Origin of the sequence: Herbaspirillum lusitanum (assembly GCF_046025995.1) — a bacterium.
GTDB classification, from domain to species: Bacteria; Pseudomonadota; Gammaproteobacteria; order Burkholderiales; family Burkholderiaceae_D; genus Herbaspirillum; species Herbaspirillum lusitanum_A.
This window is the reverse complement of sequence record NZ_JAQQFM010000003.1, coordinates 322,231-347,268: the sequence shown is the minus strand read 5'-3', so window position 1 is coordinate 347,268 and position 25,038 is coordinate 322,231. Positions and strand designations below refer to the sequence as shown.

The following is a 25,038-nucleotide window of genomic DNA, read 5'->3' as shown; positions in this document are numbered from 1 at the left end:
GCTTCAGAACAGCCGCAACGACAGCTCGACGTCCTCAGGCTGTGGCAAAGACAGGTAACCGTTGGCGGCGGAGCGGACCTTCGCCAGATATTCGGGGCTGTAGCCGCTGTTGTCGGCAATGATCAAGGCGCCCGGTCGCAGACGACTTTCCAGCAGATTGAGGATGTCCGGATAGAGCGCCTTTGCGCCATCCAGCAGAAGCAGGTCGATGGTGTCGGGCATATCCTGCGCCAGCGTTTGCAAGGCATCGCCTTCACGGATTTCGACCAGGTCGATGAGATCGGCCTCTTCCAGATTGGCGCGGGCGCGCGCCACTTTGGAAGGCTCGAATTCAGTGGTGATCAGCAGCCCGCCGCCGTTGTCGCGCAGCGCAGCGGCGAGATGCAGGGTCGACACGCCGAAGGAGGTGCCGAATTCGACGATAGAGCGCGCCTTGCTTGCACGCGCCAGCATGTAGAGCAGCAGACCGGTCTCGCGCGAAACTGCCAGCGGCAGATGTTTGAGGCCGCTATAGAGCGCAAGATATTCAGTCTTGCTGCGCATCAGCCGCTGCCGGTCGGCTTCGCTGAGCTGAGAAAGAAAAATGCTGCTGTCCGGCGAGATCGCCGTCGTCTCCTGGAACAGCCGTTCCAACAGACTTGAAAACTGGGGTGAGGTGAACTTGGTCATGTGAAATCCGGTATCGGGTTGAGCGCATCGGTGCGCGGGAGTAAAATGCGACGAATTCGTCAGATGGAAGTATGCGACGAATTAGTCATGTTTTCTATTCGCATTATTTAACTGCCCTCAATTCCCATGACCGAACGCCGCAAACCCCAGATTTCCCTGCGCAAGCAGCCGCAACAAGCGCGCTCGACAGAACTTGTCGCAGCGATTCTGCAAGCAGCTGTTCAGGTTTTGCTCAAGGAGGGCGCGCAGCGTTTCACCACCGCAAGGGTGGCCGAGAAGGCCGGCGTGAGCGTGGGGTCGGTGTATCAGTATTTTCCGAACAAGGTCGCCATCCTGTTCAGGCTGCAGGCGGACGAGTGGAAGCAGACCACGGAACTGGTGTGCGACATTCTCGAAGATAGCGCTCAGAAGCCGCTGGAACGACTGCGCGCGCTGGTGCATGCCTTCATCCGGACCGAGTTTGACGAAGCGCAGGTACGCATGGCCCTCAACGACGCCGCGCCCTTGTATCGCGATATCGCCGAAGCGCAGGAGATAGAAGAATCCTGGGATGCAACCGTCAGCAAGTTCATGCTGGAAGTCTTGCCGACGACATCGGACGCCACCCGCGCCCTGGCCGGCGATCTGATCATTACGACGCTGACCACGGTGGGCGAGCAATTGTCGGGCAGCGAACGCACGCAGGAAGATATAGAAGCCTACGGCAATGCCATGGCGGACATGTTCTGTGTTTATCTCAAGGCCTTGCGCAAGGGATAAGCGCCATCTGCAAACGCGTATGCGATGTTCAGTGACGCGCCGGAAAATGGATCGGCAACTGCAGCGTCATTCTGGTACCCGTATCATCCGAATCCCAATGTACGGCAGCGCCGATCGACGCTGCGCGGCGCATCTGATTGTTGAGGCCCTTGCCTTTGCGCACCGATTCATGGGCGCGCTGGAAGCCGCTTCCGTTATCCGTCACGATCACCAGCACATGATCAGGCCGGACCACCGTCGCCACCCGGATTTCAGTGGCCTGCGCATGCTTGATGATGTTGGCGAAAGCCTCTTGCAGGATGCGCAATATGTGCAGCGCATTGCGCGGGTCCAGCCAGTCCAGCGCAGGCACGTTGTCGATATCCCAGCGCAGCCTGATGCCGGCGCTCTCCAGCCGCGGCGTGAGGCGAAAGCGCAGCGTCGCCAGCAACAGCAGCAGATCGGTCTGCACCGGCTCCATCGAATCGATGGTCAGCTTGAGATCGTCGATGCAGTTGCGCAGCACATCGGCCAGCATGCTCTTGTCGAGATTGCCCCTCTCGGCTGCCAGCAGCGCCGTCAGCAGCGATGAGCCCATGCCGTCGTGCATGTCCTGCATGATGCGCTGGCGTTCATTGCTCAGCATCTGGCGATGTTCGATTTCGCGCAGGCGCTGATAGCTTTCCTGCAGTTCATCCTCGCGTTGCTGCAGCCTGCTTTTCAAGGTGGCATTGGCCAGCCGGACGCTTTCATTGGCGTGAATGTAGCGCCGGAAAATGATGTACATGAAGATGGCAAAAGCGCCGCCGTTGCTGTACGGCCCCAGATACAGGCTCTCGACGCTGACGTAATTGTTCTGCAGCAGCCAGTCATGCACGCCCATCAGCATGCCCAGCAAGCCCCAGCCGCTCAGCAGCAGTCCGTCGCCGGAACGGGCGCGCCAGGATTGCCGTGCGCCGAACACCGATACCGACGACCCCACCAGAATCAACATGACATAGACCAGCGGCGCCAGCCCGTACAGATCGATCAAGGAACCTGACACCAGCGGCATGGTGAGCACCGACATCGCCAGCGTGACCGTGAGCACCATCCGGTTGATCCAGCGCGAAGGACGACGGTGCAGATAGTTAAGAAAGTAATGCGTGGCCAGCACCAGCCAGTAGATCGAATTGACGGTGAGCCAGCTGAACCACTCGTCGGACAGCGGCAGACGGCCTTCTCCTACGTGATAGTGCAAGGTGCGCAGGAAGGAGGCCACCGCGATGTAGAACAGCAGCAGATACGAGGACTCGCTGCGGAATTTGCACCAGACGAAAAAGGAGAACAGGCCGACCGCCAGAAAGGCGGCGCTGCTGGTGTAAGGCAGCTGGATCTGCAACAGATAGCGCAGGCGGTAACGCCAGATCAGGTCGGCGCTCTCGCCGACCCACAGCGAAGAAATACCGCCGCTGGAATCGCGCGGCCGCTCGATGCGCAGCAGAATCGTGTGCGGCACGGCGGCGCCGGCGGTGGCCTTCAAGGGTATCCACAGCGGGATATTCCAGCCGTTCCAGTACACGCTGGCATGCGAGGCGTACAGCAAGTGATTGTCGCCGTAGACGGCAAGCTGGCCATCGGTCTTCCAGCGCGGGATGTATAGCGCGTCCGGGACGCCGTTTTCGGCGCCGGCGGCAACCCGCATCCGATACCAGCTCACCGTGGTCGGCGGACCTTCAGCGCCATTGACGCTATGGGCGGCGGTGTCGACATCGCTTGCGCCGGGCGGCAGCAAGGGCCGCACCAGAGCATGCGGCAGCGCGACCTTTTCCCACTTGCCTTGCTGCAATACTTCAGCGACATCTTGCGCCTGATACGGCGGCGCGCTGTAGCCATGGGCGGGCAGATTGAGCAACTCCGCGCTGGTGATGTGCAAGGGCGTGGCCGCGCGCGCCGCAGCGCTGGTGAAAACGGCGAGCGCCATCACCATGAGCAAGAGCCCTGTCCATCTTCTATGCACCGTTAAATCCCTGATCGCGCGCCGTGTAAGTCGCCGTATAAGTCGCTGTGTAAATTACCGTGTATCGCTGGGCAGCAATACTAACCGGCGGGCGATCTTTGGGCAAATCAGCCGGCAGGCTGCTCGCGCGCGAACATGAAATCGCGGCCCGGCGCAGCCGCCAGCAGCTTGCGCGTGTATTCCTCGCGAGGCGCAAAGAACACATCGTCTACCGCACCCTGCTCCACAATCAGGCCGCGCTGCATGACGATCACGTGGTCGCAGATCTGGCTGGCCACGCGCAGATCGTGGGTGATGAACAGAATTCCGATCGAGAGGCGGCGCTGGATTTCATCCAGCAAGGTGAGAATCTGCGCCTGCACCGAGACGTCCAGCGCAGAGACGGCTTCGTCGGCAATCAGCACCTTGGGTTCACAGGCCAGTGCGCGCGCGATGGAGATGCGCTGACGCTGCCCGCCGGAAAATTCATTCGGATAGCGCTTCAGCGCTTCCGGCTTCATGCGCACCAGATGCATCAGTTCTTCAGCCCGCTTCCAGGCATCGCTGCGCGACATGCCGAAATTGAGCGCGCCTTCGATGATGGATTCACCCACGGTCTGACGCGGATTGAGCGATCGATACGGATCCTGAAACACCACTTGCACCGAACGCCGGAACGGCGACAATGCGCGGCCGCTGGCCTTGGCGACCGAGCGCCCGTCGGAAAATATATCGCCCGAACTGGGCTCGATCAGACGCGCGATGCAGCGTGCCGCAGTCGACTTGCCGGAACCCGATTCACCGACGATACCTATGGTTTCGCCGGGGCGCAGAGACAGCGAGATATCGCGTGCCGCATGCACCTCGCGCCGCTTCTTCGGCCAGCTGCCGCTGCTGTAGGTCTTGCAGATGTTATGCGCCTCCAGCAGGGGATAGGCCTGAGCCACCGGCCCGCGCGCCGAACGCTTGAGTTCCGGCACCGCCGCCAGCAGCATGCGCGTGTAGGCTTCGCGCGGATGGCGCAGCACCTGCACCTTGTCGCCGGCCTCGATCATGCTGCCCAGTTGCAGCACCACCACCTTGTCGGCGATCTCCGCCACCACGCCGAAATCGTGAGTGATGAACAGCACCGCCGTACCGTTTTCGGTTTGCAGCTCGCGGATCAGCTTCAGTATCTCGGCCTGCGTCGTCACGTCCAGCGCGGTAGTCGGTTCGTCGCAGATCAGCAGCGCCGGTTTCAGAATCAGCGCGATGGCGATGACGATGCGCTGACGCTGCCCGCCTGACAACTGATGCGGATAGGACGCGTAGATTCTGTCCGGCTCGGGCAGGGCGACGCGCTCGAAGATGCGCAGAATCATGCTGCGGCGGGCCGCGCGATCATGCGCGGTGTGTCGCACCAGCAGCTCGTCGATCTGGTCGCCGCAGCTCATGACAGGATTGAGCGCGGTCATCGGCTCCTGAAACACCATCGCCATGGACGTGCCGCGCAGTTGATTGACGCGCGCGGCCGACGCGTCCAGCAGCGACTCGCCCAGCAAATGCATGCTGCCCTGGCGCACCTTCAACTCCTTTGGCATCAGGCCCATCACCGCATTCGCCACCACCGATTTGCCGGAACCGGATTCGCCCAGCAGGCACACCACTTCACCGGGCGCGACATCGAAGGAGATATGGCTGACCGCGTCGCCGCGGTCGGCGCCGGCCGGCAAGGCGATGCAGAGGTCGCGCACTTGCAGCACGGCTTGCGTCCGGTCCGGGCCGGCCGCCGCCCGCTTTTCAGATTGCATGTCGGACATCGCTCAGCTCCCGCGCTTGTTGAATTTAGGATCGAGCGTGTCGCGCAAACCATCGCCCAGAATATTCACCGCCAGCACCGTCAAGGCCAGGAAGATGCCGGGAAACAGAACGTTGTGCGGGTACTCGTTGAACTGCGCCCGCCCCTCGGCCATGATGTTGCCCCAGGTCGCCATGTCGGCCGGCAGGCCCACGCCCAGAAATGAGAGGATCGCTTCGACCAGAATCGCCGCCGCACATACATAGGTGCCCTGAATGATCAGCGGCGCAATCGCATTCGGCAGAATGTGGCGCAGCAGGATTTTCCAGGTCGGCGTGTCCAGCGAGATCGCTGCTTCGACATAGGGCTCCTCGCGCACCGCCAGCACCACCGAGCGCACCAGCCGTGCCACGCGCGGAATTTCCGGGATCGCAATCGCGACCACCACGGTCAGCAGCGTACCGCCGAACAGCGCCACCAGACTGATGGCGAACAGGATGCCCGGGATCGCCATGACGCCGTCCATGATGCGCATCAGCACGCTGTCGATGCGCCGGAAGTAACCGCCGAACAGCCCGATCAGCATGCCGAAGAACAAGGCCAGCAGCGCCACTGAAATGCCGACCGTGAGCGAGACCCGCGCGCCGTACACGGTGCGGCTCCAGATATCGCGTCCCAGACTGTCGCTGCCCATCAGGAAGAAATGCTGAAAGGTCTCGCCGCTCAGGCTGTTGAATTCGGCGTGCGTCAGCGGCAGCAGATTGGCGCTGCCGGGATCGAGCGCCAGCGGATCAATAGTGCCGAGCCAGGGTGCGCACAGCGCCATCAGAATGAACAGCAGCAGAATCGCGCCGCCCAGGCGCACCGCGCCGTTTTGCAGCACGCGCTGCCAGAGCTTGAGCGGCTTGCGCCGGACGACCGCTGCCGGGGCCGGAGCAGACAGCGCTTCCGACTCGGGCATCAGAGTTTGAATTGGCTTCATGGCGGGTTTCACTCAGTAACGGATGCGCGGATCGAACACGAGATAACTCAGATCGATCAGCAGATTGACGCCGACATAGACGACGGAAAAGAACAGCGTGATGCCCTGGATCAAGGGAAAGTCGCGCGACAGCACGGCATCCACCGTCAGTTGGCCGAGCCCGGGAATGGCGAACACGCTTTCGGTCACCACCACGCCGCCGATCAGCAGCGCGATGCCGAGCCCGATGACGGTGACAATCGGAATCGCGGCATTGGCGAGGGCGTGCCGCATCAGCACGCGCAGCTCTGAAATGCCTTTGGCGCGCGCGGTGCGGATGTAGTCTTCGGTCAATGCCTCGGCCACCGCCGCGCGCGTGACGCGGGCAATCAGTGCGATGTAGATGATGGAAATCGCAATCGCCGGCAGCACCAGATGCGCCAGCCAGGGGCCGACGCCGTCGGCGATGCGGGTATAGCCTTGCACCGGCAGCCAGCGCGTGTGCAGCGCAAAGCGCCAGATCAGCAGATAGCCGATCACGAACGAGGGGATGGAAAAGCCGAGCACCGAGAATCCCATGAGCATGCGATCGAGCAGGCCGCCGTGACGCCACGCAGCCAGCACGCCCAGCGGAATGGCAATCAGGCTGGTGGTGATCAGAGCAATCAGCGTGAGCGAAACGGTGGGCTCCACGCGTTGCATGATCAGCTCGACCACGCTCTTTTTCATGAAAAAGGATTCGCCCAGATCGCCGCGCAGCATGCGCCCCGACCACTGCACGAACTGCACCGGCAGACTGGCGTTGAGACCCAGCTGCTCGCGCACGCGAGCGATGTCTTCGCTGGTGCCGCCGCTGCCGACGATGGAGGCGGCAGGATCGCCGGGGGCGAGGCGCAGCATGAGAAATACGATGAAGGCGACCACCACCAGAACCGGAACGGTCGCCACCACCCGGCGCATGACAAAGAAAAACATCGAACTACTCCCTGCAATTGGCTGGTGCAGACATGCGTGCATCGCATCCTGCATGGGCTCGTCTGTGCTTGCCGACTTGCCTTCTGAAAAGACCGGATATCAGATTCATGCCGGATGGCAGTCCGAAAAATCGGACTGCCATACCTGGCGCAATCAGTTCTTCTTCAGATTCCAGAACACATTGACCGGCGCCGTCACGACGCCGCTGACCACGCCCTTGCGGTAAGCCGTCAGCGGCTTGTATTCGCCGATAGGACCGACGATGCCGCCGGCAAAGTTTTCCAGCTGAATCTGCTCGGCCAGCTGCTTGCGCTCGGGCTCGCCCATGGTGGCGAGGAACTGCGCCTTCAACTGCTCCAGCTTGTCGTCCGTGGCCCAGCCGAACCAGCCTTTTTCGCCGCTGCCGGTGAGCGAGGCGAAGAACAGCGGATTCATGGTGTCGGCAATGCCCCAGGCGGTGATGAAGGCGTTCCAGCCGCCTTGCGCCACCGGCGATTTCATGGCGCGGCGCGATACCAGGGTCGGCCAGTCCATCGATTGCAGATCGACCTTGAAGCCGGCCTGTTGCAGCAAGGCGGCCAGCACCGGTGGATATTTGTTGAGCTGGGCGAAATCGGTCGGCCACATCAGCACCACCGGCGTGCCGTCGTAGCCGGCTTCCTTCAGCAGTTTCTTGGCCTCGGCGAACTGCGGCTTGCCGGTGAAGTAGCCGGTCTTGTCGGACGCATAGGCGCTGCCGCAGGGATAGATCGAGGTACAGGTGTTGTAGAGATCCTTGCTGACCAGTTGCGCCTTCATCAGCGCTTCCTGATTGATCGCCATGAAAGCCGCCTGCGCGATCTTCGGATTGTTGAACGGCGGAATCAGGTGATTCAGGTGCAGCGCCACCGAACCTTTCGGCAACTGGCTTTCCAGACTGATTTTCGGATTGGCCTTGAGCGTGGCGTACTGCTCGGCCGGGGCCCATTCGATCATGTCGACTTCGCCGTTGATCAGGGCATTGGTCTGAGTCTGCGCATCTTTCAGGATGATCCATTCGACGCGGTCGACATACACGCGCTTGGCGCCGGCGGTGCCGGAAGGCTCTTCGCTGCGCGGCACATATTTTGGGTTCTTGATGTAGACCACTTTTTCGCCGGGGCGATATTCATCCTTCTTGAAGATGTAAGGCCCGGAACCGGTGGTGTCGTCGATCTGCTTGTCGGCCGGCGTCTCGGCCACATGCCTGGGCATGATGAAGGGCGGATTGGTGGAAGGCTTGGCCAGCGCTTCCAGCACCATGCCGAAGGGTTGCTGGAAGGTCATGCGGAAGGTGGAGGCATCGACCGCTTCGAACTTGTCCAGCGCCAGCATCATTTTCTGGCCGAGATTGTCGCGTTGCGCCCAGCGCTTGACGGAGGTGATCACATCGTCCGACGTCACCGCTTTGCCGTCGCTGAAGGCCAGGCCTTTGCGCAGGGTGAAAGTCCAGGACTTGCCGTCCGCCGCCACCGAATATTTATCGATCATCTGCGGCTGAATCTTGCCGTTGGCGTCCACTCCGAACAGGGTGTCGTAAATCATGTAGCCGTGGTTGCGGGTGACGAAAGCAGTGGTCCAGATCGGATCCAGAATCTTGAGATCGGCCTGAGGCACGATGCGTAAAGTCTTGGCCGGATCTTGTGCGAACGAAGCGTGCGTGGCCAGCATCATGGCTGCGACCAGCGCCATTTTTTTGATCGAGAACATCCATTACTCCTGATATTGACAAGGGTTGTCCGCAGCCATCCAGGCGGCTCGCGAGGAGCCGTCCGCCGGCATTGCAGAATTCGGAACGCGTTGAAAATGATCAAATCGGGAGGGGCCCCTGAGACTGCCGTCACCAGGCCACGACATTACCGCCGTCGCATGCCGGGTCACGCTACCGCACGTCTTCGCTCGTCAGCGAAGCGTCTTTGCCGCTATTTTTCTGGTGTATGCGCGAATGCGCCGATTCACGTTGCAGCTTGCTCAGTCCGTCTGCGCGGCCTTTTGCAAAGAGCGTTCGGCCAGTCTTGCCAGCAAGGCGCCGCCGATGGGAATGGCGTCGTCGTTGAAGTCGAAATTCGGATTGTGCAAACCGTAGTCGTTCTTGCCGACGCCGGTGCCGAGGTGAATATAGGCGCCCGGTTTCTTTTGCAGCATGAAGGAGAAATCTTCTCCGCCCAGACTGGGCTTGGGGATCGCCACCACGTTTTCGACGCCCAGGATTTCTTTCGCGACTTCGTTGGCGAACTGCGCCTCCGCCGAGGAATTGATCACCATCGGGAACAGCCGCTCGTACTCGACCGTGGCGGTGGCGCCGAAGGTGGCGACTACGCCTTGCACCACTTCGTTGACGCGCTTCTCCAGCAGATTCTGCACTTCCGGATTCAGCGAGCGGCAGGTGCCGACGATCTCGACTTCATCCGGGATCACCGCAAAGCCATCCATGGTGCCGCCCTTGATGCCGCACAGACTGACCACGCCGGACTCCAGCGGATCGAGATTGCGGCTGACGATGCTTTGCATGGCGACGATCAGGTGGCCGGCGATCAGCACCGGATCGATGGCGCGATGCGGCGCCACGCCGCCATGCCCGCCGACGCCGCGAATGCGGATGCGGATGCGGTCGGTCGCGCCCATGGCCGGGCCGTCGACGATGGAGACGGTGCCGATCGGCAGACTGGGCCAGTTGTGCAGTGCATAAATTTCGTCGGCGTTGAATTGCTCGAACAGGCCGTCTTCCACCATTTCGCGGGCGCCGGCATAGCCTTCTTCGCCCGGCTGGAAGATCAGATAGACAGTGCCCTCGAAGTCGCGATGAGCCTGCAGATAGCGGGCCGCGGCGAGCAGCATGGTGACGTGACCGTCGTGGCCGCAAGCGTGCATGCGGCCCGGCGTGGAAGATTGATATGCGAGTCCGGTACATTCCTGCAAGGGCAGCGCATCCATGTCGGCGCGCAGTCCCACCGATTTGCGGCCGGCGCCGCGCAAACCCTTGATCACGCCGACCAGGCCGGTCTTGCCTATATTGGCGTGGAATGGGATGCCGAGGCGTTGCAGTTCGTCGGCGATGACCTGGGCGGTGCGATGCTCCTGAAAGCCGAGCTCGGGATGCGCGTGCAAGCCGTGACGTATTTTCTTGAGATCGACTATTTCCTCTGCGATCGCGCTGGCAATTGACATTAAACCTGCTCCTTCGTGGACAGAATGGCATGGAAAAACTGCTGCGCTGATCTTAATCATTGACTCGGTTTGGCACAAATATGAGAATATGATCTTTGCCATAACAAGTTGATATCCCGTGGAAATCCGCCAACTGAAATACTTTCTGGCAGCTGTTGAACACGGGTCCATCAGTCAGGCGGCCCGCTCACTGTTCGTCGCCCAACCGGCTCTCACCAAACAAATCCGCAACCTCGAAGAAGAACTGGGCGTCACGCTGCTTGAGCGTTTGCCGCGCGGCATCGCGCTCACCGCCGCCGGCCGCCAGTTCTTCCGCAATGCCTCCAAAATTCAGGACGATCTGATCTCGGCCAAACAGCAGGCGATCCAGGCCAGCACCGGTCAGCTCGGCACGATGACGCTGGGGCTGACGGTGTTGCACAGTCTGCTGCCCATCATTGCGGAAATCCTGCGGCGCTTCCGCCAGGACGCGCCCCGGGTCTCGGTCACGCTGCATCAGTTGATATCGGGCCCGCAGGTGGACAGGATTCGCGCCGGCGAACTGGACGCCGGCTTTCTTTTTTATCGCCCGCTGGATGACCCCACCCTGAGCGGCACCCTGATCTCGACCGAGAAACTGATGCTGGCGGTGCCGCGCGATTCGCAATGGGCCGCTCATCCGCCCAAGCGACTGGCGGAGCTCAACGGCGTCGACATGATCTGGTTTCCGCGCGGCGCCACGCCCATGTATTACGACCATCTGATGCATCACTTCCACAAGGCCGGCTATACCCCGCACGTGGCGATGGAAGGCAGCGACAATGCCGCCATCCTGACGCTGGTGACGGCCGGCATGGGATGCGCCATCCTGCCGGCGCTGGCGCGCTATCAGGCGGAGGACAGCGTGGTGTTTCTGCCGCTGGAAGATCTGAATCTGGAGATGCCGCTGGAGCTGGTATGGCACACCGAGAATCCGTCTCCGGTGCTGCAGCGGTTTGTGGAAATTGCCAGGGCGACTTTCCCCTCGCGCTAGCAGCGCGGGGCTGGCGATGTGAGTCCGGCAGTCAGAATATCAGCAGGTAGGCGCGTCAGGATGGCATGCGGCCCGGATCGGACTCAGCGGCAATCGACACGCTTTCAAAGCCTGCCTGTGCAGCGCAGGCAAAATACCTCCGGCCTTGCGCTCCCCCTTGCGCCCTCCCCCTGCTTTCCGCTTGCCGTCCCTTTACACATGCAAACCATGCTGATGCACATCGAGGGCTTCGGCCAGCCAGTCGCGCCGCGTCCCGATAGCGCCGGCCAATCTGGTTTTGACCGGCGCGCGTGCCGCATCCCTGATCAGGCAACGCAGCGCCAGGCTGTATCTGACCGTGGTAATCCGCACCGATGCACTGCCGGGCGCGCATGAGAAATATTTGTTGGCTGCATTAATCTTAATCATTTCTTTAGTCCCGCTGACAAGGATCAAAATGGCGAACGGCCATGGCGCTGAAACGAGCTTCCGCCAGCAAGACCGGCCGGCACATGTCGCTAGTTGAGTGACTCAGTGTCACGGCTCCTGGCCCCCGGGTCAAACGCATATGCATCATATGGATAATGAAAAATATTAATACCGAGACGCTGGACCTGAACCTGATCCGGGTATTCCTCGCCATCTGGGATACCCGCAGCCTGACTGCCGCAGGAGAGCGGCTGTTCCTCACCCAATCCGCCGTCAGCCATGCACTCAAACGACTGCGCTATGAATTCAGCGACCCGCTGTTCGTGCGCGACGGCAACACCATGGTGCCGACCCCTGCCGCCACGCAACTGCATGCGCCGCTGAGAAAAGCGATCGGCATCATCAACAGTGCGGTGCTGGAATACGCAAGCTTCGATCCGCAATCCTCGGCGCGCATGTTCCGCATCGCCATGTCGGACGTCTCCGAGTTCTACTACCTGCCGCCGCTGCTGGCTGAACTGGAGCAGCTGGCGCCGTCGATCAGGCTGGAGATATTGCGGCTGGATGTACACACCGTCGGCGCTTCGCTGGCGACCGGCGATGTCGATCTCGCACTGGGCTATCTGCCGTCGCTGCATGGCGAATGCCACAGCAGGCCGCTGATGACCGACAGCTTCGTCGCGCTGGTGCGCGCCGGCCACGCGCATGCGATTGCCGGATCAAAACTGACGCCGGAGCAGTTCCGCGAGTTGCGTTTCATCTACGCCGCGACCGAGGCGCCGGGCCATCAGCGAGTGGAAAAATGGCTCGACGAAAATGCCATCCAGCGCAACATTGCCTTGCGGCTGGCGCACTTTACGCTGGCGCCTGAAATCGTCCGTCAGACCGACTTCGCAGTGCTGTATCCGCGCAGCATTTCGGAACGCATCAATCGCCAGCATGAATTTTCATTGCTGGAACTGCCCTTCGAAACGCCCGCCATTGAAGTGATGGTGCACAGCCATCTGCACTTCAGCAATGACATGGGGATCACATGGCTGAGCGATACGCTGGTGCGCAAGATGGCACAGGAAAACGGCGGCAAGAAAGCGACATAGGCCAGGTCGAGTCTGCTCACAGATCTTCGTCAGGCTCGCCATTCCCCAGATTCACATTCACGCGCAGCAGGAATGCGAGCAACTGCGCCTCCTCTTCTGCGCTGAAGCCGCTCAGGGCGGTGCGACAGACGCGATCCATGACCGCCTTGCCTTTCGGCATGCGCTTCGCCGCCTCCGGCGTCAATGACAAAAGATGACTGCGCTTGTCGCTGGGCGAAGGAACCCGCGAGACAAGGCCGTCACGCTCCATGCGGTTCAGCAATTGCGCCATGCTGGGCTGCTCTACCTGCGCGATGCGCGCCAGCTCACTCTGCGGCAATTCACCGCTGCGCTTGAGTGCGACCAGCACCGGCAGTTGCCCGATGGCGAATCCCAATTCACGCAAAGGCGCATCCACCACGCGTGCGAACGTACGATTGATCTGACCGATCAACTTCAAAGGATTTTTCGCTATCTCATTTTTCATGGCATTGACCTTAAATTGGAGTCAATTTATATATAGGCTCCTATTATAAATGACGGAGCCGCAGGCGAAACTAAATCTGAATGTGGCAATCATCGGCGCCGGTTCCGGCGGACTGACGCTTGCCAGAATACTCTTTCTGCACGGCATTTCAGCTACCGTGTCGAGCGCGGCCGCGGCCCGCTTTTCTCACGATGCACAAGCGCTGACGCCGGGGATGCGTCGCAGTCATGCCGTCGCCGCTTGCATGCCTTGCGAATCAGCGAGTTCAGCGAGTTCAGCGGCCGCTTTTCGGAATCGGCGCAGCAGTTCAGCGTGCCCGGACAGACGCAGAGGGAGGAAATGAAGAGATCGCCGCCTTGGACGAGACCTTGAGCTTGGTATAGATGCGGCGGATGAAGGTCAGCACCGTGTGGCGCGACACCTGCATCAGCCCGGCGATTTCTTCAGCGCTGAAGCCCTTGGTGATCAGCTCCAGCACCTGCATCTCGCACGCCGAGAGACTCACCTGCGGCTCGGCGTCTGCGCCGGCCAGCGCGGGCGGATGGAGCGCCTCGTCGGCGCCAAACTCCACCGTAGCCACTGCAGCCGATGTGTCTGATGCGGATGATGTGCTTGCGGGCGGTGCTACGCTCCCAGCCTGCACCGGCATCGCATCCTGCCGAAACTGCATCAGGATGCGACGCGCGATCAGCGGGCTGATGGGGCTGCCGCCGCCGTTGAGGCTGCGGATTTCATTGAGCATGGATTGCGGTTCGCTGTCTTTCAGCAGATAGCCGGCGGCGCCGGCTTCGATCGAGCGCATGACATGGGCTTCGTCGCCGAAGGTGGTGCATACCATGATGTCGCAGGCCGACCATTCACGGCTGGCGCTGCGGATGACATCGATACCGGAACCGTCAGGCAGGCCGAGATCGACCAGCAGTACATCCGGCGGCGGCTGATCCAGCAGACTCATGCCTTCAGCGCGGGTGCCGGCGATGCCGGTCAGCAGCATGTCGCCGGCCGCCTGCAAGGATTCAATCAGGGTGTCGCGAAAATCGAGGTCGTCCTCCACCAGCGCAATATGGATCAGAGGGGCGGCGCCTGCCGTGGCGGGATCAAATCGGTGTGCGGGTGCGCGTTGCATGATGTCGTCTCATCCCCTGAAATCTTGTTCTTAAGCGATCAGCCTATCGATGCCGGGAAGCAAGGCTGAATCATGTGCGCCCCATAGTTGTCTTTTTTATATTTTCAGGGGATCGGCGCTCATTATAGGCAGCTGTCAATGAATGCCTTGTCACTAGTTCTGGGGATATGCAGGTGCAGCCGCCGGCTGTACATTGCGCACTTGCTTCGCGCGTCACGACCTGGTTTTCATCCCGCCCGGTCATTCAGCTTCTTCTTTCGATATCCCCCGCCGCCCGGCCAATCAAGCCAACAGGAATACAGATGAGCATCTCGCCGTCAGGTACCGGAATGCAATTGGGCAATGGGGCCAGGACTGCGCATCCGGCTCATCCCTCGCATGAGCCGGATGAACGCCTGGGACGTCTGCTGCGCGACTTCACCGCGCTGGCCGGCCAGATCTGCGAAACGCCTATCGTCATGGTGTCGCAGTTGCACGGTCATTTCGATACACGCCCGCCGCTTGCTTCCGACCAGCCTTACGCCGCCGGCATCTTCGAGCGTTGCCAGTGGTGGCGCTTCCCTGGCCAGAGCGAGGTGGTGCGCAGCAATAACGATTTCAGTCTGTGCGAAGCCGCAACCGTAACCAGTGCAGCCCTGACTGAAATCGGCGACCTCGGCAGCCACGCCGGTTTTGCCGGCGCTCCCATGGTCACCGGCATGCCGGGCGTCCGCTTCTACGCCGCCGCCATCTTCGGCCAGCCGCAGGGCAATTTCATGGGTACCCTGTGCGTGCTGGATCGCCGCGCGCGTTCACTGCTGCCGGGCCAGCGCATGGGCCTGCTGACGCTGGCGCGACAACTGGAAGAACGGCTGGCGCTGCATCATGAAGTAGCCCAGCTGCAATGTCAGGTGCTCACCGATGCGCTGACGGGCATCGGCAACCGGCGCGCCTTCGATCAGCGTCTGGGCGATGAATCGGCGCGCCATCAGCGCAGCAGACAGCCTCTCTCGCTGCTGATGATCGACGTCAACTTCTTCAAGCAATACAACGACGCCCACGGCCATCCGGCAGGCGACGTCGCGCTGATCAACATCGCGCAACTGCTGTGCATACCGCTGCGCGGCAGCGATTTTGTGGCGCGTTACGGCGGTGACGAATTCGCCATCATCCTGCCCGAGACGCCCGAAGGCGGCGCCCATCTGGCGGCCGAGCGCATCCATGAAACCTTGCGAAACGCCAGCTGGCCGCATGGCGAAATCACGCTCAGCATCGGCATCGCCACCCTGATGCCGGAAGAAATCTCGGACGCGCAACTGCTGTTGCAACGCGCCGATCAGGCCATGTACACCTTCAAGCGACATTGCTGAAACGCGGAAAGAATGAAGAATTGCATACGCCGTTCAGCCGAAAAACTGAAGCGCATTTTGATTTGGGCTGTGCCGGTATGGCGCTGCGGGAGTGTTGCTGACTGCGATCATCGGAACAGCGCCTGACGGCACATTGAATTTTCCGGGAGGCAAAATAAAACGTCGTGCCAACAAGTTGACACGACGCACACAGAGCAGAGCCTTTTTATCGGCCGTTATGATTTTCTGGGATATCAGACGCGGCCGGACCGGCTGACAGCACCAACTTATGCATGGGATGATAACCAGTCAAGCGCCTGCCGTCTGTACCTAGAAATAGGTACACCGCGCACGAAAATTCCACCCGGCAACAAAATCGATCTCCGGCTGCATTCGCGCGCCGGCGGTCGCTCACTCCCCGATCAGGCCGCGACTGCGCGCCTCGAAAATCGCCTCGGTCTTGGAATGCACTTCCAGCTTCGCATAGATGCGGCGGATGAAGGTCAGCACGGTATGCCGCGAGATGTGCATCAGGCCCGCGATCTCATCTGCGGTGAAGCCGCGCGTGATGAATTCCAGCACTTCCTTTTCGCGTGCCGACAATTCGACCGTGGCCTCGACCGCTACCGCCACCTTGCCGGCCACCACCATGCCCGGCGTTGCGCCCGAGGCGCCGGCGGCGCTTTCCACTGCGGCTGGCGAGACCTTGCTGCCGCCGCGAAAACGCATCAGCACCTGACGCGCGATCAGCGGACTGATGGGACTGCCGCCGCCATGCAGGCTGCGGATTTCGCTGATGATCTTTTCCGGCGCGCTGTCCTTGAGCAGATAGCCCGATGCGCCGGCCTCTATCGACTGCATTACATGCAGCTCATCGCCGAAGGCGGTGCACACCATGATGTTGCAGTCGGGATGAAGCTCATGTGCAACACGAATGAGGTCGACGCCGGAGCCGTCAGGCAGGCCGATGTCGACCAGCAGCACATCGGGCGCGACACGTTGCAGCTCCTGCAAACCCAGCGCCAGCGTGCTCGACATGCTCAGCAACTGCATGTCCGCCGCTTGGCGGATCGCTTCCTGAAAAGCATGCTGGAACAGGACGTCGTCTTCCACCAGCGCAACACGGATGAGCGGATCGGAGTGGGCGCCGGATTTACATTCAGATTCGGAATCGGGCGGGGATGCGGGCATGTAGGAATCCACGATATTCCGCCAGAGCAAGCATGTAGCGGCCTGGCAGTTATTGTTCTTGATCCCGCGCATATTGCCACAAAAACACGCCCTCTCCGCGACTTCTCAAGCACGGCTGCGGCGAGAATGGTGGCTCAGCGGCTCATCGGCTCAGCTCTCCGAGCCGGTCGCCACGATCAGCGGATCGCCTATTGCATAGAAGTGGCCGCCGGCAACGTAATGCAGACTGCGCCATTCCGGACCGGCATCCTCGAAATGCCAATGGCCTTCGCGGAATACGCGGGTATCGGCCCAGGCGCCGACCACCTCGCCGATGAACAGATCGTAGGCGCTCTGATTGTGCGGTTCGGGAATCAGCTTGCAGGCCAGCCAGCCCGAGCATCCGGCCACGAAAGGCAAATCGTGCCCCTCGATGCGGAACAGTTCGGCGCCGCTTTTCTGCAGCTTGTCCGGATCTTCCAGCAGACTGGTGGTACCGAGCGCATGCGTCAACTGCACTTGCCGGGCGGTGGGGATCTGGATCACAAACCTTGCGCTCTGTTCGATCAGCGCGCGCGTCCTGGTCATCTTGTCCAGCACCACGGTCAGCCTGGATGGCGAGAAATCCAGCGCGCAGGCCCAGGCGGCCGCCATGACGTTATCCACGCCGCCATGACTGGCGGAGACCAGCACGGTCGGGCCGTGATTGAGCAGACGGTAGGCTTTTTCGAGTTCGACCGGGGCGATATGACTATCCATGGATTTCCTGAATTGAATGAAGTGGCGGCGTACGCCTGACTGCGTATTTTCAGGCTTTACCGCGAAAAAATCCTGCGGCCCCGATTTCACTGCCCGACCGAGAAAAAACGCCGCCGGAAATCAGGAAGAAAATCCGGATGCGGTGCGACCGCCCGAGCGCATGCGCTGCAACTGCTCCAGCAACTCATCGCGCACCACGCCGGTGATATGACTGCGCCGGCCGCTTTCCAGAATGCCGAGGCGGCGCGCCACCGGCCGGCCCGGCAAATGCAGCACGCACAGATTCGGATCGTTTTCCCAGTCGAAATTCTTGAGCAGCGGCACCATGGTGAAGCCCACGTTCTTGCGCACCAGCTCGACGATAGAAAGGATGGAGTTCAGCTCCAGAAAATCCTGCGGCACCAGATGCATGCCGCGCATGATCTTGTCGATATGCGCGCCGGTCGGCGTGCGACGGTCGAAACGAATGAAGGGGTAGGCTGAAAACAGGCTGCTGATGGTGACGTCGGCGCTGGCGATGCTGGAGTTGGCGATCACGGTCAGGGTCTCGACATAGCATTGGGTCCATAGCAGGCCGGGCTTGTCCGGCCACTGGCGCTCGACCACCAGCGCGGCGTCGAGCTCGCCGCTGATGACGTCTTCCATCAGCTTGGACTGATCCTGCACCCGCAGTTCGACCTCCAGGCTGGGATGCAAGAACTTGAGCTCGGCCAGCGTCGTCGACAACAAACCCATGCCGGTAATCAGGGAGCCCAGCTTGAGGTTGCCGGCAATCGGCTGCTGATCCTGAATGTCGCGACGCATGGCGTCGTATTGCGCGAGCAGATCCACCGCGCGCGGCAGCAGCAGGTGGCCGGCCGGCGTCAGCATCATGCTGCGCCCGGTCTTGTCGAACAGCGTGGTTTTAAGTTCTGCCTCCAGCGCGCGCATCTGCTGGCCGACCGCCGCCTGCGTCAGCGCCACCTGCTCGGCCGCAGCGGCAAAAGAGCCGCCGTGTGCGGCTGCGATGAAAGTACGCAGGAAACGAATGGTGCTCATGGCGGCGCAGTGGTGTGAATAAGGTGCAGGGAGGCAGGAGACAGCAAACAGATTGATAAAGAAATTGTTTATATATGCTAAACGATTTCTACATTTTTATTTTCCCTTTTTTATCCCATAATCGTTTCGACGCAAGACTTGCAGCCTTCCCCGTTGTCTGATCCACTTGCCGGCGCCAGCCCGCCACCAGGCCATGAACACTTCGACGCTTAGCTCAGTAATGCACTGTACGCCGCCCGCGCCGCATGCAGGCGCGGGCTATGCATCCTCATGCAGTACTCCGGCCGTTTCTGCGCCGCCTTCTTCCCGTTTGCCATCATCAAGGATTTGCCATGTCTGAGACCTCCGCGCCTGCGGCCGACTTCGATCAGCGCGCGCGCGCCATTTACGATCTGGGCAACAGCACCATCTACGCTTCGCGCAGCGATCCGCGCTTTTCCTATTGCACCTATGTGCCGCCGCACGTCGGCAGCGCCGATGCGCGGCCGATGCAACTGGTGGTGGTGATGCACGGCACCGGCCGCGCCTTCACCGAATACCGCGACGCCTTTGCCGAGTTCGCCAAATGGAACGACTGCATCGTGCTGTGCCCGCTGTTTCCGGCTGGCCCCAAGGGCGACGGCAACCGCGACGGCTTCAAGCAATTGCGCGAAGGCGACATCCACTACGACGCGGTGCTGCTCGACATGGTGGATGAAGTGGCGACCAAGTTCGGCTGCGACTTTTCCCGATTTGCGCTGTTCGGTTATTCGGGCGGCGGCCAGTTCGTGAACCGCTTCGGCTATCTGCATCCCGAACGTCTGTGGGCGCTGTCGATCGGCGCGCCGGGTTCGGTCACGCTGCTCGATCCGGATCAGGACTGGTGGGTCGGCGTGCGCGGTTTCGAAACGCGTTTCGGCAAGCCGCTCGATCTGGAGGCATTGAAGGCGCTGCCGGTGCACATGATCGTCGGCAAGGCCGATATCGAGACTTGGGAAATCACCCACAAGGAAGGCGGCAAGTTCTTCATGCCCGGCGCCAACGATGCCGGCAAGACGCGGCCGGAGCGTCTGGAAAGCCTGCGCAAATCCTTCGAAGCGGCCGGCGTCAAGGTCAGGCTCGACGTGGTCGACAACGTGCCGCACAACGGCATGGCCTGCGTCGACAAGGTGCAGGACTTCTTCGCCGCCACGCTCAAGACCCTGCGCGGCAACTGAAGCGGCGCGCTAGACTAGACCTCTTTCATCGCGGAGAACTCAAGGCATGTTTCGTTTCACGCTGAATCGCCTGGCCATGGCCTTGCCGACCCTGTTCATCGTCGCCGTCGCGGTGTTCGTGCTGATCCGCCTGATTCCGGGCGATCCGGCGCAACTGCTGCTGGGCGATCTGGCCGACCCGGTGCGCCTGCTGGATCTGCGCACCCGCCTCGGCCTGGATCAGAGCTGGCCGGTGCAGTTCGGCATCTGGGGCGGCCATGCGCTGCGCGGCGATCTCGGGGTGTCGATCACCACCGGCGAGCCGGTTCTGCATCTGGTGCTGAGCCGCTTTTTCGTGAGTGCCCAGATCGTGGTGGTGGCGGTATTTCTGGCCGTGCTGGTGGCGGTGCCGGCCGGCATGATCGCGGCCTGGAAACAGAACCGGCTGCCCGATCTGGCGCTGGTCGGCGCGGCCACACTGCTGGTCTCGCTGCCGACATTCTGGCTGGGCCTGCTGTTGCTGCTGTTCTTCGGCCTCAAGCTGGAATGGCTGCCGGTGGTCGGCTATGTCTCGGTGATGAGCGACTGGAAGACCGGGCTGCTGTATCTGGTGATGCCCATCATGACCCTGTTCCTGCATGAGATCGGCGTGCTGATCCGCATGGCGCGCGCCAGCACGCTGGAAGTGCTGCGCCTCGATTACATCACGCATGCGCGCGCCAAGGGTCTGTCCGAACGCGCGGTGATGATGCGCCATGCCTTCCGCAATTCCTTCGGTCCCACCTGGACCCTGATCGGCCTGGTGCTCGGCAATCTGCTGGGCGGCGTGGCCGTGGTGGAAACCGTGTTCACCGTACCCGGCCTCGGCCGCCTGCTGGTGGACGCGATCTTCGCGCGCGACTATCCGGTGATTCAGGGCTGCCTCTTGTTCGTCGCCGTGATCTACGTGCTGACCAATCTGGTGATCGACCTTTGCTATCCCCTCTTCGACCCTCGGGTGCTGGCCGAATGAAAAAATTTATGACTCCGCAAGCCCTGATCGGCATGCTGTTCGTGGTGCTGATTCTGGGCGCCGCCTTGCTGGCGCTGGTGTGGACCCCGCACGATCCGCTCAAAATCAGTTTCTCCGCGCGCTTCAAAGCGCCCGGCGCCGAATGGCTGCTGGGCACCGACGAATTCGGCCGCGATGAATTGTCGCGGCTGATGGCCGGCGCTTCCAACAGTGTATGGATCAGTTGCCTCACGGTGCTGTTTTCGGTGATCGTCGGCACCGCCATCGGGGTCGTCACCGGCTTCGTGCGCGGCTGGCTGGACCGCATCGTGATGGCCTTCATCAATGCATTGCTGGCCTTCCCCGGCCTGTTGCTGGCGCTGGCCCTTCTGGCGGTGTTCGGCGCCAATCAGTACGGCATCATCCTGGCGCTCGGTCTGGCGTATACGCCATCGGTCACGCGCATCGTGCGCGGCACCGTGCTGTCGCTGCGCGAGAAGGAATTCATCGAATCCTCGCGCGTGCTCGGCAACTCCGAGCTGTACACCATGGTGCGCCACATCCTGCCCAACTGCATTGCGCCGCTGACGGTGCTGGCGACCTCGATGTTCGGCTGGGTGATTCTGGCCGAGAGCGCCTTGTCCTTCCTCGGTCTGGGCGTACCGCCGCCGGCGCCGACCTGGGGCAATATGCTGGCCTCGGCCCGGCCTTACATGGCGCAGGCCACCTATCTGTCGATCTTCCCCGGCCTGTGCATCGCGCTCACGCTGCTGGGCATCAATTTCCTCGGCGACGCCGTACGCGACCTGCTCGATCCGCGCATGAAAGGTCTGGAATGACGACTGCGATTTCACCTCTCAAAGCCACTGACAAGCTGGTCGAAGTCTCCGGTCTGACGCTGGCCATCGGCAGCAGGGGCCGCCAGATCGTGCGCGATGTTTGCTTCGCGGTGGCGCCCGGCGAATTCGTCGGTCTGGTCGGCGAATCGGGCAGCGGCAAGACCCAGGCGGCGCGCGCCATCATGGGTCTGACGCCCTTGCCGCTGATCCGCACCGCCGGCAGCATCGTGTTCGAAGGCCAAGACATTGCACAGGCCGGCGAAGCGCAGCTGCGCTCACTGCGCGGCGCACGCATCGGCATGGTGTTTCAGGAGCCGATGACCTCGCTCAATCCATCCTCGACCATCGGCGCCCAGCTGGACGAAGGGCTGGCGCTGCATCGCCCCGCACTCAGCAAGACCATGCGCCGCGAACTGGCGCTCGACATGCTGGCGCGCGTCGGCATTGCCGATCCGAAGGCGGCGCTGGCGGCCTGGCCGCACGAGTTCTCCGGCGGCATGCGCCAACGCATGATGCTGGCCTCGGTGATGCTGCTGGAGCCCGCGCTGCTGATTGCCGACGAGCCGACCACCGCGCTCGATGCGGTGGTGCAGCGCGACGTGCTGGAGCTGATGGTCGCGCTGACCCGTGAACGCAATACCGCCGTGCTGCTGATCAGCCACGACCTGCCGATGGTGGCGCGCTATACCGAACGCGTGATCGTGATGAAGCAGGGCGAAGTGGTCGAGTCCGGCAATACCGCTGCGATGCTGGCGGCGCCGGCACAAGAGTACACACGCAAGCTGCTGGCGGCGATTCCGCGACGCCAGCCGGCGCGCACCTTGCCGGCAGCCGCCCCGGTGATCGAAGTGCGCAAGCTGGTGGTGGAATACGGCGGCCATCAGCGCCTGTTTTCAAAGACTGCATCCAAGCGCGTTTTGCATGGCATCGACCTGGCGATTCAACCCAGGGAAATCGTCGCGGTGGTCGGCGGTTCCGGCTCCGGCAAGACCACGCTGGGGCGCACCATCGCCGGTCTGATCAAACCGGCCGAAGGCGACATTCTGTTCAAGGGCCATGCGATCCATCGCAGCGATCCGGGCTGGCGCGATTACCGCCTGAATTGCCAGATGGTGTTTCAGGATCCCTACTCCTCTCTCAATCCGCGCATGACGATTGCGCAGCTGGTCGGCGAAGGCTTGCGTCAGATTGACGGCATGTCGAACGCCGACAAACGCGCGCGGGTCAGCAAGATGCTGCAAGAGGTGGGGCTCGACGACAAATACGGCGACCGTCATCCGCATGAATTGTCGGGCGGCCAGCGTCAGCGCGTGGCGATTGCACGCGCGCTGGTGCGCCATCCGTCCTTCGTGATTGCCGATGAGCCGGTGTCGGCGCTGGACGTGACCGTGCGCGCGCAGGTGCTGGAGCTGTTTGCCGAGCTGCAGGATCGCCACGGTTTTTCCTGCCTGTTCATCAGCCATGATCTGGGCGTGGTCGAGCAGGTCGCCGACCGCGTACTGGTGATGCAGAACGGTCGCATCATCGAGCAAGGCAGCCGCGATGCGGTCTTCGATCAGCCGCAGCAAGCCTACACCCGCAAACTGCTGTCGGCGATTCCGGCGCTGATCCCGACCGCCAGCGGCGGCATGCAGCTGAAGTGGCGCTTCGATGAGCCGGTCGCGGCGGAAGATGCGCTCACCACCTGATCACTTCGCCATTCAATCTCAGTCAACCATCGTAGTCACTTCGAGGAATTCAGCCATGCCATCTTCACCGTTCATTGCACGCCTCAAAGCCCCGGCGGCGCTTGCATTGCTGGCGCTGGGCGCCTGTAGCATCGCGCAGGCGCAAACTCCGGCCCAGATCGTGGTCGCGCAACCGGCCGATATCCGTTCGACCAATCCCGGCGTCAATCGCGACAACACCACCGACGGCGTGGTGCTCAACATGGTCGAAGGCCTGGTCGGCTATCACGAGAACGGCTCGGTCGGCCCGCTGCTGGCGAAGTCCATCACCATCAGTCCGGACGGCCTGACCTATACCTTCAAACTGCGCACCGGCATCAAGTTTCACAACGGCGACGCCATGAGCTCGGCCGACGTGCTGTGGAGCTGGAACCGCTACATGAATCCCAAGACCGACTGGCGCTGCCTGAGCGATTTCGACGGCCGCTCCGGCACCAAGGTGCTGTCGGCGACCGCGCCCGATGCCCAGACCTTCGTGCTGAAGATCGACAAGCCGTCGGCGATTTTCCTCAACAACATGGCGCGCACCGATTGCGCCATGGCCGCCGTGATCAGCAAGAAGTCGGTCAAGGAAGACGGCAGCTGGGACAAGCCCATCGGCACCGGCCCCTACAAGCTGGAAGAATGGAAGCGCGGCGAATACATCACCATGAGCGCCTTCGCCGATTACCAGTCGCCGCCGGGCACCAAGCCCGACGCCTATCTGGGTCTGAAAAAACCGCAGATCCCGATGGTGAAGTTCCTGGTGGTGCCGGACATGTCGACCGCCAAGGCCGGCCTGCAATCGGGCGCCATCGATGCCGGCCAGATCACCTCTTCCGACGCCAAGGAGCTCAAGGCCAATCGCAATCTGAGCGTGATCATTCCGAGCGAAGGCGGCAAGAACACACTGCTGATGCAGACCAATGATCCGGTGCTCAAGGACGAGCGCATCCGTCAGGCGATTGCGCTGTCGCTGGACATGAATCAGATCGTCGAAGCTTCATCGGAAGGTCTGGCCCATGTCAATAATTCGGCGGTCTATGACAAGTCGCTGTTCTACAGCGCAGAACAAAAGAAGGGTTATACCTACAACCCGACCAAGGCCAAGCAACTGCTGCAACAGGCCGGCTATCGCGGCCAGCCTATCGTGATCCAGGCCAACAAGCGTGCGCACGTGCCTAGCTATTCGGTGGCGGTGCTGAGCCAGGCGATGATGCAGGCGGTCGGCATCAATGCCCAGATCGAAGTGCTGGAATGGGCCACGCAACTGGATCGCTACAACAGCGGCAATTATCAGATCAGTTCATTCAGCTATTCCTCGCGTCTCGATCCGGCCCTGAGCTATGAGCAGTTCTCCGGCAGCAAGGCCAAGCAGTCGCGCAAGGTGTGGGACGACCCGGCGGCACAGAAACTGATCGACCAGAGCTTCGTCGAATCCGACAACAAGAAACGCCAGGCGCTGTTCGATCAGTTGCACGCCATGATGATCGCCAAGACGCCGCTGATCGTGCTGTACAACATCACGGACGCCTGGGCCATCCGCAACCGCGTGAAGGGCTACACAGTCTGGGAGAGCATGCCGCTGATGTGGTCGGCGAGCATTGCCGCCAAATAAAACGCACCAGTAATACCCGGG

General features: G+C 61.5%; 22 protein-coding genes. 9 read left to right on the top strand and 13 right to left on the bottom strand.

Going from position 1 to position 25,038, the window contains the following annotated elements:
- Positions 1 to 3 precede the first annotated feature (3 nt).
- The gene (locus PQR62_RS07420) at positions 4 to 669 is read right to left on the bottom strand and encodes an O-methyltransferase (RefSeq protein ID WP_408156363.1); all 666 of its coding nucleotides are present in this window, start codon (positions 667 to 669) and stop codon (positions 4 to 6) included.
- Between the two features lie 126 nt (positions 670 to 795).
- Between PQR62_RS07420 and PQR62_RS07415 the strand changes: the two genes are divergently transcribed.
- On the top strand, positions 796 to 1,428 hold the full coding sequence (locus tag PQR62_RS07415; protein WP_408156361.1) for a TetR/AcrR family transcriptional regulator: 633 nt from the start codon (positions 796 to 798) through the stop codon (positions 1,426 to 1,428).
- Positions 1,429 to 1,456: 28 nt separating this feature from the next.
- Here the strand turns inward: PQR62_RS07415 and PQR62_RS07410 are convergent, their stop codons facing one another.
- The 6 genes from PQR62_RS07410 to PQR62_RS07385 form a co-directional block, all read right to left on the bottom strand.
- Entirely contained in the window at positions 1,457 to 3,370 is a 1,914-nt protein-coding gene (locus PQR62_RS07410; protein WP_408156359.1) for a sensor histidine kinase, read from the bottom strand.
- A 143-nt stretch (positions 3,371 to 3,513) separates the two neighbouring features.
- Positions 3,514 to 5,184 carry a dipeptide ABC transporter ATP-binding protein gene (locus PQR62_RS07405; RefSeq protein WP_408156357.1) on the bottom strand — a complete coding sequence of 557 codons (1,671 nt, stop codon included), beginning with the start codon at positions 5,182 to 5,184 and terminating at the stop codon, positions 3,514 to 3,516.
- Positions 5,185 to 5,187: 3 nt separating this feature from the next.
- Positions 5,188 to 6,144: an ABC transporter permease gene (locus PQR62_RS07400; RefSeq protein ID WP_408156355.1), complete on the bottom strand. Its 957-nt coding sequence runs from the start codon at positions 6,142 to 6,144 to the stop codon at positions 5,188 to 5,190.
- Between the two features lie 12 nt (positions 6,145 to 6,156).
- Entirely contained in the window at positions 6,157 to 7,098 is a 942-nt protein-coding gene (locus PQR62_RS07395) for an ABC transporter permease (RefSeq protein WP_408156353.1), read from the bottom strand.
- Positions 7,099 to 7,251: 153 nt separating this feature from the next.
- Positions 7,252 to 8,826, bottom strand: coding sequence for an ABC transporter substrate-binding protein (locus PQR62_RS07390; RefSeq protein WP_408156351.1), 1,575 nt, complete (start codon positions 8,824 to 8,826; stop codon positions 7,252 to 7,254).
- Positions 8,827 to 9,087: 261 nt separating this feature from the next.
- Positions 9,088 to 10,284 (bottom strand): M20 aminoacylase family protein, encoded by a 1,197-nt coding sequence (locus PQR62_RS07385; protein ID WP_408156349.1) that lies wholly within the window; start codon positions 10,282 to 10,284, stop codon positions 9,088 to 9,090.
- Positions 10,285 to 10,402: 118 nt separating this feature from the next.
- Here PQR62_RS07385 and PQR62_RS07380 point away from each other — a divergent pair, with 118 nt between their 5' ends.
- Positions 10,403 to 11,296 carry a LysR family transcriptional regulator gene (locus tag PQR62_RS07380; RefSeq protein ID WP_408156347.1) on the top strand — a complete coding sequence of 298 codons (894 nt, stop codon included), beginning with the start codon at positions 10,403 to 10,405 and terminating at the stop codon, positions 11,294 to 11,296.
- Positions 11,297 to 11,488: 192 nt separating this feature from the next.
- Here the strand turns inward: PQR62_RS07380 and PQR62_RS07375 are convergent, their stop codons facing one another.
- Complete coding sequence (locus PQR62_RS07375) at positions 11,489 to 11,704, bottom strand: hypothetical protein (protein WP_408156345.1); 216 nt, start codon at positions 11,702 to 11,704, stop codon at positions 11,489 to 11,491.
- A gap of 155 nt (positions 11,705 to 11,859) precedes the next feature.
- Between PQR62_RS07375 and PQR62_RS07370 the strand changes: the two genes are divergently transcribed.
- Positions 11,860 to 12,801 (top strand): LysR family transcriptional regulator, encoded by a 942-nt coding sequence (locus PQR62_RS07370; protein WP_408156343.1) that lies wholly within the window; start codon positions 11,860 to 11,862, stop codon positions 12,799 to 12,801.
- 16 nt (positions 12,802 to 12,817) lie between these two features.
- Here PQR62_RS07370 and PQR62_RS07365 read toward each other — a convergent pair whose 3' ends face one another.
- Both PQR62_RS07365 and PQR62_RS07360 read right to left on the bottom strand, forming a co-directional pair.
- On the bottom strand, positions 12,818 to 13,267 hold the full coding sequence (locus tag PQR62_RS07365) for a MarR family winged helix-turn-helix transcriptional regulator (RefSeq protein ID WP_408156341.1): 450 nt from the start codon (positions 13,265 to 13,267) through the stop codon (positions 12,818 to 12,820).
- A 307-nt stretch (positions 13,268 to 13,574) separates the two neighbouring features.
- Positions 13,575 to 14,393, bottom strand: a complete 819-nt coding sequence (locus PQR62_RS07360) for a response regulator (protein ID WP_408156339.1) — start codon at positions 14,391 to 14,393, stop codon at positions 13,575 to 13,577.
- 329 nt (positions 14,394 to 14,722) lie between these two features.
- Between PQR62_RS07360 and PQR62_RS07355 the strand changes: the two genes are divergently transcribed.
- Positions 14,723 to 15,742 carry a GGDEF domain-containing protein gene (locus PQR62_RS07355; protein WP_408156336.1) on the top strand — a complete coding sequence of 340 codons (1,020 nt, stop codon included), beginning with the start codon at positions 14,723 to 14,725 and terminating at the stop codon, positions 15,740 to 15,742.
- 390 nt (positions 15,743 to 16,132) lie between these two features.
- Here the strand turns inward: PQR62_RS07355 and PQR62_RS07350 are convergent, their stop codons facing one another.
- From PQR62_RS07350 to PQR62_RS07340, 3 genes are all read right to left on the bottom strand, one after another.
- Positions 16,133 to 16,912: a response regulator gene (locus tag PQR62_RS07350; protein WP_408156334.1), complete on the bottom strand. Its 780-nt coding sequence runs from the start codon at positions 16,910 to 16,912 to the stop codon at positions 16,133 to 16,135.
- A 150-nt stretch (positions 16,913 to 17,062) separates the two neighbouring features.
- Positions 17,063 to 17,650 (bottom strand): flavin reductase family protein, encoded by a 588-nt coding sequence (locus PQR62_RS07345; protein WP_408156332.1) that lies wholly within the window; start codon positions 17,648 to 17,650, stop codon positions 17,063 to 17,065.
- 120 nt (positions 17,651 to 17,770) lie between these two features.
- On the bottom strand, positions 17,771 to 18,688 hold the full coding sequence (locus PQR62_RS07340) for a LysR family transcriptional regulator (protein ID WP_408156330.1): 918 nt from the start codon (positions 18,686 to 18,688) through the stop codon (positions 17,771 to 17,773).
- A 332-nt stretch (positions 18,689 to 19,020) separates the two neighbouring features.
- Between PQR62_RS07340 and PQR62_RS07335 the strand changes: the two genes are divergently transcribed.
- From PQR62_RS07335 to PQR62_RS07315, 5 genes are read left to right on the top strand one after another with little or no spacing between them, the layout of a single operon-like run.
- The gene (locus PQR62_RS07335) at positions 19,021 to 19,884 is read left to right on the top strand and encodes an alpha/beta hydrolase (RefSeq protein WP_408156328.1); all 864 of its coding nucleotides are present in this window, start codon (positions 19,021 to 19,023) and stop codon (positions 19,882 to 19,884) included.
- A gap of 46 nt (positions 19,885 to 19,930) precedes the next feature.
- Positions 19,931 to 20,875, top strand: coding sequence for an ABC transporter permease (locus PQR62_RS07330; RefSeq protein WP_408156326.1), 945 nt, complete (start codon positions 19,931 to 19,933; stop codon positions 20,873 to 20,875).
- On the top strand, positions 20,872 to 21,693 hold the full coding sequence (locus PQR62_RS07325; RefSeq protein WP_408156324.1) for an ABC transporter permease: 822 nt from the start codon (positions 20,872 to 20,874) through the stop codon (positions 21,691 to 21,693). Before PQR62_RS07330 ends, PQR62_RS07325 begins: the two co-directional genes overlap by 4 nt.
- Positions 21,690 to 23,381, top strand: coding sequence for a dipeptide ABC transporter ATP-binding protein (locus PQR62_RS07320; RefSeq protein WP_408156322.1), 1,692 nt, complete (start codon positions 21,690 to 21,692; stop codon positions 23,379 to 23,381). The genes PQR62_RS07325 and PQR62_RS07320 overlap by 4 nt, the downstream gene beginning before the upstream one ends.
- A 55-nt stretch (positions 23,382 to 23,436) precedes the next feature.
- Positions 23,437 to 25,017 (top strand): ABC transporter substrate-binding protein, encoded by a 1,581-nt coding sequence (locus tag PQR62_RS07315; RefSeq protein WP_408156320.1) that lies wholly within the window; start codon positions 23,437 to 23,439, stop codon positions 25,015 to 25,017.
- Positions 25,018 to 25,038 lie beyond the last annotated feature (21 nt).